General features: G+C 59.4%; 17 protein-coding genes. All 17 read right to left on the reverse strand.

What is annotated here, in order from left to right:
• Positions 1–66: 66 nt before the first annotated feature.
• On the reverse strand, positions 67–939 hold the full coding sequence (gene dapA / locus I8J29_RS20475) for a 4-hydroxy-tetrahydrodipicolinate synthase (protein ID WP_208849358.1): 873 nt from the start codon (positions 937–939) through the stop codon (positions 67–69).
• A 158-nt stretch (positions 940–1,097) separates the two neighbouring features.
• Entirely contained in the window at positions 1,098–2,327 is a 1,230-nt protein-coding gene (gene dapG, locus I8J29_RS20480; protein WP_208849359.1) for an aspartate kinase, read from the reverse strand.
• Between the two features lie 73 nt (positions 2,328–2,400).
• Positions 2,401–3,441 (reverse strand): aspartate-semialdehyde dehydrogenase, encoded by a 1,041-nt coding sequence (locus tag I8J29_RS20485; RefSeq protein ID WP_208849360.1) that lies wholly within the window; start codon positions 3,439–3,441, stop codon positions 2,401–2,403.
• A 74-nt stretch (positions 3,442–3,515) separates the two neighbouring features.
• Complete coding sequence (locus tag I8J29_RS20490) at positions 3,516–4,103, reverse strand: dipicolinate synthase subunit B (protein ID WP_208849361.1); 588 nt, start codon at positions 4,101–4,103, stop codon at positions 3,516–3,518.
• Positions 4,100–4,999 carry a dipicolinate synthase subunit DpsA gene (dpsA, locus tag I8J29_RS20495; RefSeq protein ID WP_090637541.1) on the reverse strand — a complete coding sequence of 300 codons (900 nt, stop codon included), beginning with the start codon at positions 4,997–4,999 and terminating at the stop codon, positions 4,100–4,102. The genes I8J29_RS20490 and dpsA overlap by 4 nt, the downstream gene beginning before the upstream one ends.
• 257 nt (positions 5,000–5,256) lie before the next feature.
• Entirely contained in the window at positions 5,257–5,700 is a 444-nt protein-coding gene (dut, locus tag I8J29_RS20500; protein ID WP_208849362.1) for a dUTP diphosphatase, read from the reverse strand.
• The gene (locus I8J29_RS20505) at positions 5,681–6,946 is read right to left on the reverse strand and encodes a M16 family metallopeptidase (RefSeq protein WP_208849363.1); all 1,266 of its coding nucleotides are present in this window, start codon (positions 6,944–6,946) and stop codon (positions 5,681–5,683) included. The genes dut and I8J29_RS20505 overlap by 20 nt, the downstream gene beginning before the upstream one ends.
• A gap of 54 nt (positions 6,947–7,000) precedes the next feature.
• The gene (locus tag I8J29_RS20510; RefSeq protein WP_208849364.1) at positions 7,001–7,999 is read right to left on the reverse strand and encodes a polysaccharide deacetylase family protein; all 999 of its coding nucleotides are present in this window, start codon (positions 7,997–7,999) and stop codon (positions 7,001–7,003) included.
• 121 nt (positions 8,000–8,120) lie between these two features.
• A complete protein-coding gene (pnp, locus tag I8J29_RS20515) occupies positions 8,121–10,226 on the reverse strand; it encodes a polyribonucleotide nucleotidyltransferase (RefSeq protein WP_208849365.1) in 2,106 nt (701 codons plus the stop codon).
• Positions 10,227–10,491: 265 nt separating this feature from the next.
• Entirely contained in the window at positions 10,492–10,761 is a 270-nt protein-coding gene (rpsO, locus tag I8J29_RS20520; protein WP_090574209.1) for a 30S ribosomal protein S15, read from the reverse strand.
• Between the two features lie 167 nt (positions 10,762–10,928).
• A complete protein-coding gene (locus I8J29_RS20525) occupies positions 10,929–11,885 on the reverse strand; it encodes a bifunctional riboflavin kinase/FAD synthetase (RefSeq protein WP_208849366.1) in 957 nt (318 codons plus the stop codon).
• 27 nt (positions 11,886–11,912) lie between these two features.
• Entirely contained in the window at positions 11,913–12,836 is a 924-nt protein-coding gene (truB, locus tag I8J29_RS20530) for a tRNA pseudouridine(55) synthase TruB (RefSeq protein WP_420831142.1), read from the reverse strand.
• On the reverse strand, positions 12,833–13,843 hold the full coding sequence (locus I8J29_RS20535; RefSeq protein ID WP_208849367.1) for a DHH family phosphoesterase: 1,011 nt from the start codon (positions 13,841–13,843) through the stop codon (positions 12,833–12,835). Before I8J29_RS20535 ends, truB begins: the two co-directional genes overlap by 4 nt.
• Positions 13,840–14,202 (reverse strand): 30S ribosome-binding factor RbfA, encoded by a 363-nt coding sequence (gene rbfA / locus I8J29_RS20540; protein ID WP_208849368.1) that lies wholly within the window; start codon positions 14,200–14,202, stop codon positions 13,840–13,842. The genes I8J29_RS20535 and rbfA overlap by 4 nt, the downstream gene beginning before the upstream one ends.
• Positions 14,203–14,209: 7 nt before the next feature.
• A complete protein-coding gene (gene infB / locus I8J29_RS20545) occupies positions 14,210–17,149 on the reverse strand; it encodes a translation initiation factor IF-2 (protein ID WP_208849369.1) in 2,940 nt (979 codons plus the stop codon).
• Complete coding sequence (locus tag I8J29_RS20550) at positions 17,142–17,477, reverse strand: L7Ae/L30e/S12e/Gadd45 family ribosomal protein (RefSeq protein WP_177222029.1); 336 nt, start codon at positions 17,475–17,477, stop codon at positions 17,142–17,144. The genes infB and I8J29_RS20550 overlap by 8 nt, the downstream gene beginning before the upstream one ends.
• Positions 17,458–17,775, reverse strand: a complete 318-nt coding sequence (gene rnpM, locus I8J29_RS20555) for an RNase P modulator RnpM (protein ID WP_090637561.1) — start codon at positions 17,773–17,775, stop codon at positions 17,458–17,460. The genes I8J29_RS20550 and rnpM overlap by 20 nt, the downstream gene beginning before the upstream one ends.
• Positions 17,776–17,790: the final 15 nt, after the last annotated feature.

Genomic DNA, 17,790 nt, shown 5'->3' on the forward strand with positions numbered 1-17,790 from the left:
GAAACAAAAAACCGATGCTAGCGCATCGGTTTTTGACGAATGCAGCAGTGTACGTCCGGCAGAGCTTTACGCCTCTTGCTTTAAAACGCGGCGCAGCGTTTCTAGCTCGCTCTCGCTCGCCGCGACCAGAGGCAGCCGCACGCCGCCGACCGGCAGGCCTTGAAACGACAGCGCCGCTTTGACCAGGACCGGATTCGGGAGGTCGAACAGTCCTTTGAAGATCGGCAGTTGCTCGCCGTGCAGCTTCGTCGCTCGGCTTACGTCACCGTCCAGATACGCTTGGATCATCGCCTTCATCGGCTTGCCGATGATATGGCTCGCCACGCTCACGACGCCGTGCGCGCCGACGGCGAGCGCCGGCAGCGCCGAGCTGTCGTCGCCGCTATAGACCAAGAAGCCTTCCGGGGCGCCCATGACGATTTCGGCCACTTGGTCGAGCGCCGCGCATTCCTTCGTGGCGACAACGTTAGGCAGCTGCGCCAGACGCAGCGTCGTCGCGGCGGACAGGCTGACGATCGTACGGCCCGGCACGTTATAAAGCATAACCGGCAAGGACGTCGATTCCGCGATGGCCTTGAAATGCTGGTACAACCCTTCTTGCGTCGGCTTGTTATAATAGGGCGCGACGAGCAGCACGGCGTCGACGCCACATTGTTCCGCGATTCGGGTCACATGAATGGAGTGCGCCGTATCGTTGCTGCCGGTGCCCGCGATAATCTTGCAGCGGCCGCGGGCATGCTTCACGGCGAACGCGAACAGCGCCTGCTTCTCCTCGTCGCTCACCGTCGGCGATTCGCCGGTCGTGCCGCAGACGACGACGCCGTCGCTGAGTTGATCTTCGATTAAGTAATCCAATAAACGCCCCGTCGTCTCCCAGTCGATCGAACCGTCCGCCGAGAAAGGCGTAACCATCGCTGTAATCAAACGTCCGAAATCCACGATTATTCCTCCTCAGAATATTTGCGGAAGCAAAAATTCACTTCGCAAGCATTGGCTTGAATTTTGCGCAGCAAAATTCACTTCGTACGCATAAGCTTGAATTTTGCGCAGCAAAATTCACTTCGTAAGCATTGGCTATCATTTTGCGATAGCAGCATTCACTTCAGCTCTTTAATATCATGCAGTGCGAATTTCGCGTGCAGCGACTGAAGCGCGCTTGCCATATAGCTCTCCCGCACCAGTACCCATATCGTTGTGTTGGAGTCCGCCGACTGCAAAATCGGGATGCCCTCTTCCGTCAAAGCTTCCACGATCCGGGCCATGATGCCGGGCACGCCGTTCATGCCTCCGCCGATGACCGAGATTTTCGCGCAGCCGTTGACCGCCCGCGGCGAATAACCGATTTCTTGCAGGACCGCCACCGCTTTGTCCGCGTCCTGGTCAAATACGGTATACACCGCTCCACCGGGATTGACATTAATGAAGTCGACGCTGATATGATGCCTCGCCATCGCCTGGAACACCTGCAGTTGGACGTCCGCATGTCCTTCTTGCGCCTGCACGGTAATCTGCGTAACGCCGCTCACATGCGCGACGCCGATGACATGCCGATCGCGAACGGCGCCGGAATGAAGGACGTCGCTTACATCCGTGACGAGCGTGCCCTCCTCTTCCGAAAAAGTAGAGCGCACCCGCAGCGGAATGCGTGCCTGCTGGGCGATCTCCACGGCTCGGGGATGAATGACCTTGGCTCCTTGTCTCGCCATGTTTCCGACTTCCCCGTAGCTGATGACGGACAATGCCCGCGCGTCCTTGACGATTCGCGGATCCGCGGTCAATATCCCGTTCACGTCCGTATAGATATCGACGCGCGCCGCTTGAAGCGCGGCGCCGAGCGCCGTGGCCGACGTATCGCTGCCGCCCCTGCCGAGCGTCGTGAAATCGCCGGATTCCGTAACGCCTTGAAATCCCGTCACGATAACGACGTTGCCCGCCTGAAGCGCATGGCGGATCCGATCGGTGCGGATTTCCAAGATCCGCGCCTTGCCGAATTGATTATCCGTAATAATGCCTGCCCCGCCGCCCGTTAGCGCGATGGCCGGAATGCCCGCGGCGCGCAGCAGGCTGCACAGCACCGACGCGGAGATGATTTCGCCGCAGCCTTGAAGCAGATCGCGCTCCTTGACCGGCAGCGCATCGCCGTGCTCCGCGATGAGCGACAGCAGCGTGTCCGTTGCGTACGGATCGCCTTTTCGCCCCATTGCAGAGACGACAACGACGAGTTGGTACTGTCGTTGCCGCTCTCTTTGGATATGCTTGATTACCAATTCTCTCGCTTCTTTCGACGACAGCGAAGTGCCGCCGAACTTCTGCACGAGGATATGCATGGTCAAACCTCCGTATCCGACTGTGAAGCCCGCCGGATCGTCCGTCTGACAACCTGCTTGCAAGGAGGATGATTTATGGTTTCTCGATGGCGATATATTCTGCGATTTGGACGGCGTTCCATGCCGCGCCCTTTAGCAGATTATCAGATACGATCCACAAGTTAAGGCCGCGTGCATGACCGAGGTCACGGCGCAGACGACCGACGAAGACATCCGGCTTACCGGCCGCATCGGTTGCGAGCGGGTAGCGTTGCCCTGCAGGGTCATCGACCAGAACGACGCCCGGAGCGTCAGCAAGCAGTTTCTTGACGTCTTCCAGTTCATAATCCTGTTTCAATTCGACGTAAACCGACTCCGAGTGACCGTAAACGACGGGGATCCGAACGCAAGTCGCCGTCACGTCGATCGACTCGTCGTCCATGATTTTTTTCGTTTCGCGGACCATTTTCAATTCTTCGAGCGTATAGCCGTTATCTTGGAACTTATCGATTTGCGGAATCGCGTTGAATGCGATTTGATGCTTCACCGGCAAAGAGCCGACCGGCAAAATGTCCGGATTCGCTTCGTTGCCGTCGAGCACTTCGCGCGTCTGGCGAAGCATTTCGTCGATCGCGCGGCTTCCTGCTCCCGAGACGGCTTGATACGTGGAAACGATGATGCGGGAAATGCCGTATTTGTCCTGCAGCGGCTTGAGCGCCGCCACCATTTGGATGGTGGAGCAGTTCGGATTGGCGATGATGCCTTTATGTTCGTTCACTTTGTCGAGGTTGACTTCGGGCACGACAAGCGGCGTATCCGGATCCATGCGGTACGCGTTCGTATTGTCGATGCAAACCGCGCCGTGCTTCACGGCGTGGGGGGCAAGTGCTTTCGACACGTCGCCGCCCGCGCTGAACAAAGCGATTTCGACGCCTTTGAAGCTCTCCGGCGTCGCTTCTTCGACCGTATATTCCTTGCCTTTGAACGTCACTTTTTTGCCCGCGGAGCGAGCGGACGAGAGCAATTTCAGTTCCGCGATCGGGAAATCGCGCTTCTCGAGCAACCCGATAATTTGTTCGCCTACTGCGCCTGTCGCCCCGACTACGGCGACGTTAAACATCTTCTGCTGTGACATTGGCTGTCGTCTCCCCTTTAAAAAAACTTATGTCAAGGATTGCTCCAATTGCATACGGGATGAACTTGCGAGATTTAAGCGCGCTCGACGAGCAGCGGTTGAAGCTGCTTGCCGTTCAAAGCCGCTTCGCACGTTTCGGGTACCAGCTCCATTTTCGCGACGAGCGAATTCGGCTTCTGGATCGGATTATCCTGCCCGAACGGCACGAAATACACGTTTTTGCATACTAATAGTTTCGCGATATTGGCCGCATTCAAACCAAGCCCGTCGTTGGTCGAGATGGCCAGCACGAGCGGACGCTGATTGCGCATTTGCGCTTTGGCCGCCATAAGGACCGGGCTGTCGGTTTGCGCGTTCGCCAGTTTGCTCGTCGTATTGCCCGTGCAAGGCGCAATGACGAGTACGTCGAGCAGTTTGGACGGCCCCAGGGGCTCTGCGTCGACAATGGTCGAAATGATGTCGTTTCCGGTAATGGATGTCAGCTGACGCTGCCATTCTGCCGCCGTTCCGAACCGGGTATCCGTCGTAAGAAGCGTCTGCGTGACGATCGGCACGACGTTCGCGCCTTCGTCTACGAATCGCTGGATGACCGGCATGACCTCCGCGAACGTACAGTGAGAACCGGAGAGCGCGTAACCCACCGTTTTGCCTTGCCATTTCATTGCTCATTCCCCCGTAACCTGGAATCTTCCATAATCAATCGGCTTAAACAATCCGCGATGATGCGTCCAGCGGTTTTGGGTGCGACGATTCCTGGTAGACCGGGGGCGAGCAACGCCTTGATTCCGCGCTTCTCGGCGAACCGGAAATCGGTTCCGCCGGGCTTCGAAGCAAGGTCGATTATGACCGCTCGCGAGGGCAAATTTGCTATAATTTGCGCTGTGACTATCATAGTCGGAATTGTATTAAAAAGCAAGTCAATATTCCCCACGTATTGCAGCAAATCCTTGATATAAAAAGGCTCGAAACCCATCTCGTACGCCCTTGCGAAATGCTCTTCCCGGCGTACGCCGACCTTCACTTTCGCGCCCAAACCTTGCAGCGTCCGCGCCAGCGTCAACCCCGTCCGCCCGATGCCGAGCACCATGCACGACGAGCCGTGAATCGTAATGTCCGTGTTCTGCATCGCCATCATGACGGCGCCTTCCGCGGTCGGAATCGAATTATAGATGGCCACGTCGTCCCGGTCGAACAGTTCGACGAGCGCAATGCCGTGCTTCTGGCACAGATCGCGCAAGTACGGTTTGGCCATGCCGGCGTAAACCTTGCAATGCTTCGGCAGCTTGGCGACGTATTCGTCGGTCAGCACCAGTTCCTGGTCGCTGAACACGGCCACGATCTTGCCTTCGTCGTCGGTCCCGACCGCAGGCAGAACTAGCGCGTCCGCGTTAACGAACAGCGATTCGCTCATCTCGGCACGTACGGCGCCGTCAAGCGAAGAATGAAGCTGGTCGAACCCCGCGACCGTCACCGTTGCATCGAGCTCGGTCAGCTTCCGGATGACTTCCAATCCTCGAGCGTCGCCACCTAGAAGCACGACCTGAACTCCTGTCAGCATAAGGGTATCACTCCTTTCAGCGGCAACCGATACGCGCCGCGTGAATCGGCGGTTCGGTCGGCATTACAAACCGCAACCGTCGGCCCGCGTTAAGGCTGCCCGGTTGACAGTTGTTCGCTCTTGGTTATAGACCATCTTATGCACCCGCCCAGAGCGTGGTGAAGCCGTTTTGCGCATTTGAGGCGAAAATGAAAAAAGCACCGGAGCCGACGCTCCGGTGCTTTCATTTGTCGAAAAACGAGACTTGCCGTCTGCCTTTAAACGCCCGTATGCCCGAACCCGCCCGCGCCGCGCACGGTTTCGGGCAGCTCGGCCGCTTCCGTAATCGCAACCTCGGGTACAAGCTGGAACAGCATCTGGGCGATGCGTTCGCCGCGTTCGATCGCGAACGGCTGCTGGCCGAGATTGATCAGCAGCACCTTCACTTCGCCGCGATAGTCCGCGTCGATCGTGCCCGGCGAATTCAGGCACGTGATGCCGTGCTTGAACGCCAGGCCGCTGCGCGGTCGAATTTGCGCTTCGAGTCCCGCCGGCATCGCCATCGCGAAGCCTGTCGGAAAGAGCTTGCGCTCTCCGGGCTGCAGCGTTTCCGGCTCCGTCACGGCCGCATGCAGGTCGAAACCTGCGGCCAGCTCGGACATTTTGCGCGGCAGCGGGATGTCTTCGTTGCCGGGAAGCCGCTTAATCGACACTTGATACAAGCGAATCCCTCCCGATGGCCGCAGCCGCTTTGTCGTTGCTTCCGACCATCGCAACGGCGAAAGGCACGGACAGGATGCGCTTCGTTACGGCGCGGATGTCGTCCATCTTCACGGCGTCGATCCGCTCCAGCATCTCGTCCAGCGTGAAGTGCCGCCCCAGCATGAGCTCGTTTTTGCCCAAGCGGTTCATGCGGCTGCTCGTGCTCTCGAGGCTGAGGATCAGACTGCCTTTCAGCTGTTCCTTGCCGCGGTGCAGCTCCGCGTCCGTCAACCCTTTCGTCGCAAGGTCGTGCATCTGCTCGAGCGTCAGGTCCAGCACTTCCTTCGTCTGCTTCGGAGCCGTTCCCGCATAGACGGTGAACAAGCCGCTGTCCGCGTACGACGTGTGATACGAATACACGGAATACGCCAATCCCCGCTTCTCGCGGATTTCCTGGAACAGCCTGGAGCTCATGCCCCCGCCGATCGCGTTGTTCAGCAGAATCATCGCATACTGCAGCGGGTCCGCGATCGAGCAGCCCGGGAACGAGATGCAGATATGGTTTTGCTCCGTCTTCTTCTTATGAAACAAATAATTGCCGTTGAAGCTCGGCGACGAGACTTCGCGCTCCGAACCGGTTGTCTTGAACGCGCCGAAATGCTGCTCGAGCAGTTCCAACAGCGGCCCTTCCTCCACGTTGCCCGCGACGGCGATGACCGTGTTGTCGATGCGGTAATGTCCGTCCATGTAGCCGCGAAGCGTATCGCCGTTCATCGCGCCGAGCCGGTCTTCAAGACCGAGAATGGAATAGGCCAGCGGATGGTCGCCGAAGGCCGCGCGCGAAGCTTCGTCGTGCACCTTGTCGTCCGGCGTATCCTCGTACATCGAAATTTCTTCCAAAATGACGTTCTTTTCCTTCGCCAGCTCCGCCGGGTCCATCTTGGAATGGAAGAACATATCGGCCAGGGCATCCACGGCGATCGGCAAATGCTGGTCCAGTACCTTGGCGAAATAGCACGTATACTCTTTGGCCGTGAACGCGTTCACGTTGCCGCCGATTCCGTCGAACAGGTCGGCGATGTCTTTGGCGCTGCGACGGTCGGTCCCTTTGAATAACATGTGCTCGATGAAGTGCGAAATGCCGTTATTGTCCGGCGTTTCGTTCCGGGAACCCGTTTTGACCCAAACGCCGAACGAGACGGAGCGGCAGGTCGGAATGTATTCCACAACGACGCGCAGGCCGTTGCTAAGTTTATAGTTGTTCAATCTAGACGCCTCCTACGGCAACAGCATGAAATTATTGACTTCACTATAACAAAATTACGGTCCCGCCTCAACTAAGGACGCCCGATCGGAGGAAAGCGTTTCGCTGACGGTCCCGAGCATGAGCCCTTTTCCTTTGATCGCCTTGATCATGCCTTCGAGCGCCTGGCTGGACGAATCCGTCGGATGCATGAGAATGAGCGAGCCCGGTTCCACGCGCGCGCGGATCTTCTGCACGATCGCATACGCGGGCGGATGTTTCCAATCGACGGTGTCGAGCGTCCACAGCACGGTCTTCAGTCCCTGCTCGGCGGCGACGTCGACGGTCATCTGATTGTAGTCGCCCGAAGGCGGCGCGAACCAGCGATTGTTCACGTTCAGCGTCGATTTGAGCAGCGCTTCCGTCTTGGCGATCTGATTATACGCCGCGTTGCGGTCGAGCTGACTCATATTGGGATGCGTGTAGGCGTGGTTCGAAATCTCGTGCCCGTCCGCTTGGATCCGTTTCGCCGCGTCCGCGTTCTTCTTCAGCCAAGAACCGTCGAAGAAGAAGGTCGCTTTGACGTTCTCGTTCTTCAGCGTCTGGAGCATGGACGGGATGTACTCGTTACCCCAAGCGACGTTGATCATGAGCGCGACCATCGGCTTATTCGGATTGCCTTTATAGATGGGGACGCGGCCGAGGTCGTCCAGGTTCACCTTGGGCTTCACTTCCCTGTACACGAACCGGATCGGCTGAGTTTCGGGAGCGTGCAGCATCAACCGATACGTCTTGTCGACGTCGACTTCGAGACCGTTGTAGCCCGGAATCGCCTTCCACACGCGGTCGACGCGCGCATCCACCGGGGCGATCCGCTTCCTCTCCGCCTCGGTTTGTATCGTCTCGCGCAGGGAGGCTTTGCCTTGCGGCGACGGCTCGGACGGCGCGGAGGCGAAAACCGCAGCGTCCCCCCGCTTCATCGCGGACACATAGGCCGACAACGGGCCGTTCAGCCGAACCGCGATCAACAGCGCGCACATAGTCAGCAGCATGAAGATTCCCTTTTTCAGCTTCATGGCATTGTCCCCCCCTTCTCTTTCATCTTATTATGGCTCGGCCCACAATATGAGAAGAAGAATGCGGAGGATGCAAAAAAGGAGACAGGTTGCCCTGCCTCCTTCCATTCTCAAGCGGTGATTATGACTGCTGAGCCGGTACTTCCGGCGTGAGCAGCGCCTTGCGGGACAGATTGATCCGGCCCTGGGCGTCGATTTCCGTGACCTTGACCGTCACTTGATCTCCGATCTTGAGGACGTCCTCGACCTTCGCGATGCGCTCCTGCGCAACCTGCGAAATATGGATAAGCCCGTCCTTGTTCGGCAAAATCTCGACGAAGCAGCCGAATTTCTCGATGCGCTTGACCGTGCCCGTGTAAATCTCGCCGACCACGACTTCGCGGACGATGCCTTCGATGATCTGCTTCGCGCGTTCGTTCGCCTCGGCGTTGGACGAGGCGATGAATACCGTGCCGTCCTGCTCGATATCGATTTTAACGCCGGTCTCGTCGATGATCTTGTTGATGATCTTGCCGCCGGACCCGATGACGTCGCGGATCTTATCCGGGTTGATCTTCATGATGACGATCTTCGGCGCATAAGGCGACAGGTTCGTACGCGGCGTTTGCATCACTTCGTTCATTTTGCCGAGGATGAAAACGCGGCCTTCGCGCGCCTGTTCCAGCGACTGCGACAAGATCGCGCGGTCAATGCCGTCGATTTTGATGTCCATTTGAATGGCCGTCACGCCGGCAGCCGTGCCGGCAACCTTGAAGTCCATGTCGCCGAGATGGTCTTCCATGCCCTGGATGTCCGACAGAATGGAGAAATGATCGCCATCCTTGATCAATCCCATCGCGATGCCCGCGACAGGCGCCTTGATCGGCACGCCGGCATCCATCATCGCCAAGGTGCTGGCGCAAATGCTGGCCTGGCTCGTGGAGCCGTTCGATTCCAGCACTTCGGACACGAGGCGGATCGTGTACGGGAATTCGGTTTCGCTCGGAATGACCTTCGACAAGGCGCGCTCGCCGAGCGCGCCGTGACCGATTTCGCGGCGGCCCGGAGCGCGGAGCGGTCTTGCTTCGCCGACGCTGAACGGCGGGAAGTTATAGTGATGCATGAAGCGCTTCGTTTCTTCCAGGTCGATGCCGTCGAGAATTTGCACGTCGCCGAGGGCGCCGAGCGTACAAATGCTGAGCGCTTGCGTCTGGCCGCGCGTGAACAGGCCGGAGCCGTGCGTGCGGGGCAGCAGCGCGACGTCGCATTCGATCGGACGGATTTCGCTCAAGGCCCGTCCATCCGGACGGACTTTGTCGTGCGTGATCAGTCGGCGCACTTCTTCCTTAACAATATCGTACAGTACTTCCTTGACGTCGCCGAGCAGCTCCGGCGTCTCCGCGTACTCCACTTCGAAGTGCGCGATGGCGTCCGCGTTCACCGCGTCGATCGCCTCTTGGCGCGCGTGCTTCTCGACGACGCGAACGGCTTCGACCAGCCGTTCCTTCGCGAACGCGCGCACCGCTTCGTTGACGCCTCCGTCTACGGCGTGCAGCTTCACTTCGATCTTCGGCTTGCCGGCGAGAGCCTGCAGCTCTTCGATCTTCGCGACGATGCGGCGGATCTCGTCATGGCCGAACATGATGGCTTCGAGCATGACTTCCTCCGGCACTTCGTTCGCTTCCGCTTCGACCATCATGATGGCGTCCTTCGTTCCCGCGACGACGACGTAAATGTCGCTCTTCGCTTCCTGTTCCACCGTCGGATTGATGATGAACTGGCCGTCGAGGCGGCCGACGACGACGCCGCCGATCGGTCCGTTGAACGGAATGTCCGAGATCGTAAGCGCCGCGGACGTGCCGATCATCGCCGCGATTTCAGGCGTGCAGTCTTGATCCACGCTCATGACGATGTTCGCGATTTGGACTTCGTTGCGGAAGCCATCCGGGAACAACGGACGAATCGGACGGTCCGTGAGCCGGCTCGCCAGAATCGCCTTTTCGCTCGGGCGGCCTTCGCGCTTGATGAAGCCGCCGGGGATTTTGCCCACGGCGTACAACCGCTCTTCATAGTTGACCGTGAGCGGGAAAAAATCGAGATTTTTCGGTTCGTTGGACGCGACGACGGTACACAACACGACCGTTTCGCCGTACTTGACCGTAACCGCCGCGTTGGCTTGTTTCGCCAAACGTCCCGTTTCCAGCACGAGCGGACGGCCGCCCAAAGTAGTTTCTACGCGATGCACCATATAGTTCCTCCTTGCCGCGACGGTCCTTCCCGTCTACAAACGGGCGCCATCGCAGGCATTCATATTTCCAAGCGACTTGTATATGAAGTCCGGCCGGCAAACCCAATGCCGGATTCGTATTCACGTTGAGGAGATCAGCCCTTCAGCGGGCTCTTCGTGTTCATGTATGTATGCAAGCAGGCGATGCGATTTATAAAAAGCAACCCAGCGCAGCCGCCCGTTCCCGGGCGGCATCACAACCAGGTTGCTTTTATCCCCGCATCTATTATCGGCGAAGGCCGAGTTTTTCGATCAATGCGCTGTAACGTTTTACGTCTTTGTTTTTCAGGTAAGCCAACAGCTTGCGGCGTTGACCGACCATTTTGAGCAGACCGCGGCGCGAGTGGTGATCTTTCTTATGCGTCCGAAGATGGTCCGTCAAATTGACGATATTTTGCGTCAGGATAGCGATTTGAACTTCCGGGGAGCCCGTGTCGTTCGCGTGGGTTTTGTGCTCGTCGATCAGTTGGTGCTTGCGTTCTTGCGTAAGTGCCATCCGTGTTCACCTCCTTGTTTCTTAATCGCCGTCAGCCTCGCCGCCGTTCGGTGAATGACGGGCGGCCAAGCTAAGGTTCCGTTGCTGCGCGAAGCTGCGATTGAAAAGTACGACTGCGCAACGTCTTCGAGTATAACATAGGTTAAGGCCAGAAGTAAATGCGAATGCTATTTCTTGTTGTAAGCCGTCAGCAGCGTCCGCGCTTGATCCGCATCGGCATGGATCTGGGCGATGAGCTCGTCGACGCCGCCGAACTTTTTCTCCGTCCGCAGGAACGCGACGAATTGAACGGTCACGGTCTTGCCGTACAGATCGCCGTCGAAATCAAACAAATGCGCCTCCATGACCGGCTCGGGCAAGCTATCGTGAAACGTCGGCTTGACGCCGATGTTGAGCACGCCGGGGTACCGCCGGCCTTCCGTCTCCGCCATGATGGCGTACACGCCCTGGCGAGGAACGAAAAAGCCGTCTTCCTGCCGGATATTGGCCGTCGGAAAGCCGATCGTCCGGCCGCGCCCCTCGCCCTGCACGACCACGCCGCGCACGGCATAGAGTTCGCCGAGCAGCTCCGCCGCTTCCTCCGGACGGCCGTTCATCAAGGCTTCGCGAATGCGCGTGCTGCTTACTTTATCTCCGTCTTGCATGAATGGCTCCACAATTTCCACCCCAATATCCGGTTCGCCAAGCGCCCATAACGTCTCCGGCTTGCCCGCGCCTCTGGCCCCGAACGTGAAATCGAAGCCGACGACGGCCCGTCTCACCCGCAGCGGCCTCAGCACGTCGTCGACAAACTCGGCGGGCGTCACCTTGGCGAAATCCAAATCGAATTGCACGATATAAACGACGTCCACTCCCAGCCTGCGGAAACGTTCGAGTTTGTCCTCGAGCGGGGTCAAACTCGCGTTGTAGTGCGGGCTCCTGCCCAGCACTTCCTTGGGATGGGGATGAAACGTCATCACAGCCCCCTGGAGGCCGGCCGCACGCGCGCACGTCATCGCATGGGAAATGACGTTTTGATGCCCCCGATGGACGCCGTCGAAGTGGCCGATGGCCAGCGCCTTCGGAGACGCGTCCCGGGCCAGCGCGGACTCGCCGATCGGGTACTGCACAGAAATGATTTCCACTGCGGTCACACCTGCTTTTTCAACTTGCTAGTCTCCCGTCGGCGTAAACACTTTGACGGCCTTCAGGGTGCCGGAATCCGCATCCGGCTGAAATACGCCGGCGAACGCTCCGTCTTCGCCGTATACGCGGACCAAGGATTCGGGCTCGTAGGGTTCGTGCGCCAAGACCGCACGAAGCGGAATCCGTTTCCCTTGGAACGCGCGCACGACGTCCGCCCCGCTGACGGTGATCCGCGGAAAATGATCCAGCGCTTCGTCGGGAGGCGTCAGCTTGTCCGCGAGCTCGCCGGCCGCTTTCAGCCGAGCGACGTCCTCGAGCGTCAGGCAATTCGCTTCCGTGAAGCCGCCGGACATCGTCCGCGTCAGCTTCGCCATGACGGACGGCACGCGCAGCGCGGCGCCGATATCGACGCACAGCGTTCGGATATACGTACCCTTGGAGCAGACGACGGAGAAACGGATGACGGGATGCGGCTGATCCAACTGCGTTTCCAGCAGTTCCAAGCCGTAGATCGTTACCTTGCGCGGCTTGCGTTCCACGACCTGCCCTTCCCGGGCCAGCTCGTAAAGCCGCTTGCCGTCGACGCGCACCGCCGAGAACATCGGCGGCACTTGTTCGATCTCGCCGACGAACGACGCCAAGACGGCGCGGATTTGCGCCTCGGTCACCTTGACCTCGGGCAGCTGCTCCGTGACCGTGCCCGTCAAGTCCTCGGTATCCGTCGCCAATCCGAACTGCATGACGGCCTCGTAGGACTTGGGCCGATCCTGCACGTATTCGACGACGCGCGTCGCCCGTCCGATGCAGAGCGGCAGCACGCCGGTCACCTGCGGGTCGAGCGTGCCGGTATGCCCGATCCGCTTGACCTTCAGAATGCCCCGAACCTTCGCCACCACATCGTGTGAGGTCCAGCCCGCCGGTTTCCATACCGCCAAAATTCCGTCCATCATCGATCCAGCGCCTCTCTTACGGTTTGCACGACGGTCGCGATCGCGGCGTCCATGCCGTGCTGGAGCCGGCAGCCGGCCGCCCGGACATGGCCGCCGCCGCCGAAGGATTGCGCGATGGCCGCGACGTCCGCCTTGCCCGATGAACGCATGCTGACCTTCACTTCGCCGTTCTCCGTCTCTTTGAACAAGATGCCGACTTCCACGCCTTCGACGTTCAGGGCATAATTGACCAACCCTTCCAGATCGTCCCCGACCGCGCCCGTCTCCGCCATGTCGGCGTATGTGACGAACAGCCAGGCGATCCGGTTGTCGTCCGAAAACGCCAATCGGCTGAGGCCTCGCTGCAGCAGCAAAAGCTGCGGTTTCGTCATGCGCTCAAGCAGATGGTTGGCGATCCAATGGCCCGGCACGTCTTCGGCCAGCATGCGCGATGCCGCCTGCATGACGCGCGGGGTCGTATTGGAATAGCGGAAGCCGCCTGTGTCGGTCATCAGGCCGGTATAGACCGCCGTCGCCGCTTCCCGGTCGAACGGGATGCCGGCGAACTCGATCAGATCATGCAAGATCTCGACCGTCGCCGCGGCGTCGACCCGGATCAGGTTATGCGTGCCGAAGGCGTCGTTCGTCGGATGATGATCGACGTTCAGCAGCTTTGCCCCATCCGCGAACAAGTCCTTCACCGTGCCGATCCGGCGGAAATCCGCGCAATCGACCGCGACGACGCGATCGAATTTCTCTTCGAGCGGCTGCTTGCCGTGATTCACGACGGATGCGGCCGCGTCCATAAAAAGAAGCCGCGCGGGCACCGCGCCCTCGTTCACGAGCACCGCTTCTTTCCCCAGCTGCCGGAGCAGCCAGCCGACGACGAGCGTCGAGCTGATGGCGTCTCCGTCCGGCTGCACGTGCGCGACGACGAGATACCGGCTGCCTTCCCGCAGGAAGTCGAGCGCCTCCTTTAGCGACGCCCGATAAGCGTCCGGCGAACTCGCGCCGTTCGCGGCGGTCATTGCGTATCCCCGCCGCTGCGATCGTTGATGTCGTGCAGGAGCGACTCGATCCGGCTGCCGTACTCGATGCTGCTGTCGAACTTGAACAACAGCTCCGGCGTATGGCGGAAGCGGATGCGCTTGCCCAGCTCCGAGCGAAGGAAGCCGGTGCTGCGCGCGAGCGCCTTAAGCGTTTCTTCCTTCTGCTCATCGCTGCCCAGCACGCTGAGGTAAACCCGCGCTTGGGACAGGTCGTTCGTGATCTCGACGCCCGTCACCGTAATAAAGCCGATGCGCGGATCCTTGAGCTCCGTCTGAATAATCGTGCTGAGCTCTTTCTTGATTTGCTCGCCTACGCGTCCTACGCGGACTTTGGCCATCGGTCAATCACCTCTCCACGGACTCTAAGATGTACGCTTCGATAATGTCGCCCTCTTTGAGGTCGTTGTATTTATCCAGCGTAATGCCGCACTCGTAGCCTTGGGCCACTTCCTTGGCGTCGTCCTTGAACCGTTTGAGCGATTCGATCTCGCCTTCGAAGACGACGATGCCGCCGCGGATCAAGCGCGCTTTGGCGTTCCGCGCGATTTTGCCCGAGATGACCATGCAGCCCGCGATGACGCCGACTTTGGTCACCTTGAACAGGTTGCGGATTTCGGCCTGGCCGATGACGACTTCCTTGAATACCGGATCCAGCATGCCCTTCATCGCGTGTTCGATCTCGTCGATGACGTTGTAGATGATGCTGTGCAGGCGGATGTCGACTTTCTCTTGCTCGGCCGTTGCCAGCGCCTGCGGTTCCGGACGCACGTTGAAGCCGATGACGATCGCGCTGGAAGCCGCGGCGAGGTTGATGTCGGATTCCGTGATCGCGCCCGCGCCGCTGTGAATGATTTTCACGCGCACGCCTTCGATGTCGATCTTCGCGAGCGAGCCCTTGAGCGCCTCGGAAGAACCTTGCACGTCGGCTTTGATGATCACGTTGAGATCCTTGATCTCGCCTTCTTTAATATGATTGTACAAATCTTCGAGCGTTACGCGCGAGTTCGCGCCGAGCTCGGATTGGCGGTGCTTGATGGCGCGGCGCTCGGCGATGTCGCGTGCTTTGCGCTCGTCCTCGAACACGAGGAACGGATCGCCCGCTTGCGGCACTTCCGTCAAACCGGTGATTTCGATCGGCGTGCTCGGACCGGCTTCCTTCAGACGGCGGCCCTTGTCGTTGACCATCGCCCGGACGCGGCCGAAGCAATTGCCGGCGACGAATGCGTCGCCGATTTTGAGCGTGCCGTGCTGCACGAGAATCCGCGCGACCGGCCCTTTGCCTTTGTCCAGCTCGGCTTCGATGACGGTGCCGCGCGCCCGTTTGTTCGGGTTCGCTTTATAGTCGTTCACCTCGGCGACGAGGAGAATCATTTCGAGCAGTTCTTCCAGGCCGATGCGCTGCTTCGCGGAGACGTTGACGAAAATCGTGTCGCCGCCCCACTCTTCCGGCACCAGTCCGTACTCCGTCAAGCTCTGCTTGATTTTGTCCGGCTCGGCGTCCGGCTTGTCGATCTTGTTCACCGCGACGATGATCGGCACGTTCGCCGCCTTCGCGTGGTTGATCGCCTCGACCGTTTGCGGCATGACGCCGTCGTCCGCGGCCACGACGATGATCGTGATATCCGTTACCTGCGCGCCGCGCGCCCGCATCAGCGTGAAGGCTTCGTGGCCCGGCGTATCGAGGAACGTGATTTTCTTATGGTTGATCTCGACTTGGTAGGCGCCGATATGCTGCGTAATGCCGCCTGCTTCGCCGCTCGTGACGTTGGTTTTGCGGATCGCGTCGAGCAGCGTCGTTTTGCCGTGGTCGACGTGACCCATGATCGTGACGACCGGCGGACGCGCTTCGAGGGACTCCTCTTCGTCCTTCTCTTCGATCGTCTCGAATTGATCTTCCTCGACCGGAATCTTCACTTCGACTTCGACGCCGTATTCCGCCGCGATGAGCTGCACGGTATCCAGGTCGACTTCTTGGTTGATCGTCGCCATGACGCCGAGCATGATGAGCTTCTTGATGACTTCCGAAGCGTCCTTATGCAGCAGCTTCGCCAGATCGCCGACGGTTACCGTGCCGCGCACGATGATTTTCTTCGGCGTATTGTCGATCTTCTCGCGGCGTTCCTGCTGCTGGTTCCGGCCGCGGTTGTTCTTGCCGCCTCTATTGTTCTTGCCGCCCCGGCCGTTGTTGTCTTCGAATCGCTTGTTGTTGTTGTACGAATTGTTCGAGGCTTTCGGATTGTTGCGTCTCCGATCGTCCGACGTGCCGCCGCGGTTGCTGTTGTCGAACGTGCGCGCAGGCGCGCTGCCGGCGCTGCCGCCCTGGCCTTGCGGGCGATTGCCTTGGTAGCCGCCTTGGCCGCCGCCTTGACCTTGCGGACGGTTGCCTTGATAACCGCCTTGGCCGCCGCCCTGGCCTTGCGGACGATTGCCTTGATAGCCGCCTTGACCGCCGCCTTGGCCTTGCGGACGATTGCCTTGGTAGCCGCCGCCGCCTTGGCCTTGCGGACGGCTGCCTTGACCGCCCTGACCGCCGCCTTGGCCTTGCGGACGGTTGCCTTGATAACCGCCGCCGCCTTGGCCTTGCGGACGGCTGCCTTGGTAGCCGCCGCCTTGGCCTTGCGGACGATTGCCCTGATAGCCGCCGCCTTGGCCGCCTTGACGATTGCCTTGATAACCGCCGCCGCCTTGGCCGCCTTGGCGATTGCCTTGGCCTCCCTGGCCGCCTTGACGGTTGCCCTGATAGCCGCCGCCTTGACCGCCTTGACGATTGCCTTGGCCGCCTTGGCCGCCTTGGTTATGCGGGCGTTGATTCTGATTGTCGCTGTTCGAAGAAGTGCCCGAAGTTTGGGCGCTGGATGCCTGGCCCGAAGCCGGCGAGGGACTGGTCGTCGTGTTGGCGGACGTAGCCGCGTTCTTGGATTGTTCCGTTGTATGTGAAATAGTCATATTCCCCTGTTTTTCTTTCGTATTTTTGTTGCCTTGCTGAACGGATGCGTTGAGCGCGTGCTGCGGCTTGCGCTCCTGCTGCTGCCGATTGGACGATTGGGCCGCCGAAACCGTCGCGTTCTCCTGCGCGCGTTTGGCTGCCGCGTTCGCTTTGATGTCGCGGAAGAAACCTTCCACCTTCGAAACCATCTCATTCTCCATGACGCTCATATGGTTGTTCACGGGCAGATTGAGACGTTTTAGAATCGTGATGATTTCTTTGCTGCTCATGTTGAGCGATTTCGCGTATTCGTATACGCGCAATTTATCTTTGTTGTCTTTGTCTTGTTGTTTAGTCAATATACTCCACCTCCGTAGATTCAGCTAAGCTTTGAACGATGCTTTTGGCAAAACCGGCATCCGTCAGCCCGAGAATGACCCGCTCCGATTTCCCGATCGCCTCTCCCAACGCAATCCGGTCAAAAGCCTCCACGCAGTTCGTGTCGTACGTCGCGCATTTATCCCTAAACTTCTTCTTGGTATTATCCGAGGCGTCCGCCGCGAGGATGACGAGCGCCGCCTTGCCTTGACGGACGGCCTTCAGCACGGTTTCGTCGCCGGTGACCAGCTTCCCGGCCCGCATCGCCATGCCGAGCATGGACAGCGCCTTATGCTTCCTCTGCTTCATCGGGCTCATCCTTGCTTGCGATAAACTCGTCTTCGACGGCGATGAAATCCTGCGCGAGCTGGTCGTAGATCTCCGCCCCGACCGTCTGCTTCAGCGCCCGGTCCAGCGCCCGGCTCTTCTTCGCCAGCCTGAAGCAATCCACCTGTCCGCAGAGATAAGCGCCGCGGCCCGCCTTCTTGCCCGTCAAATCGATCAGAACGGCTTCGTCCGGCGTGCGGACGACCCGGATCAGTTCTTTCTTCGGCTTCATTTCTTGACAAGCCACGCACTTGCGCAGCGGAATTTTTCTCGGTTTCATCCTTCATCCCTCCCC

Source organism: Paenibacillus artemisiicola, from assembly GCF_017652985.1.
GTDB classification, from domain to species: Bacteria; Bacillota; Bacilli; order Paenibacillales; family Paenibacillaceae; genus Paenibacillus_Z; species Paenibacillus_Z artemisiicola.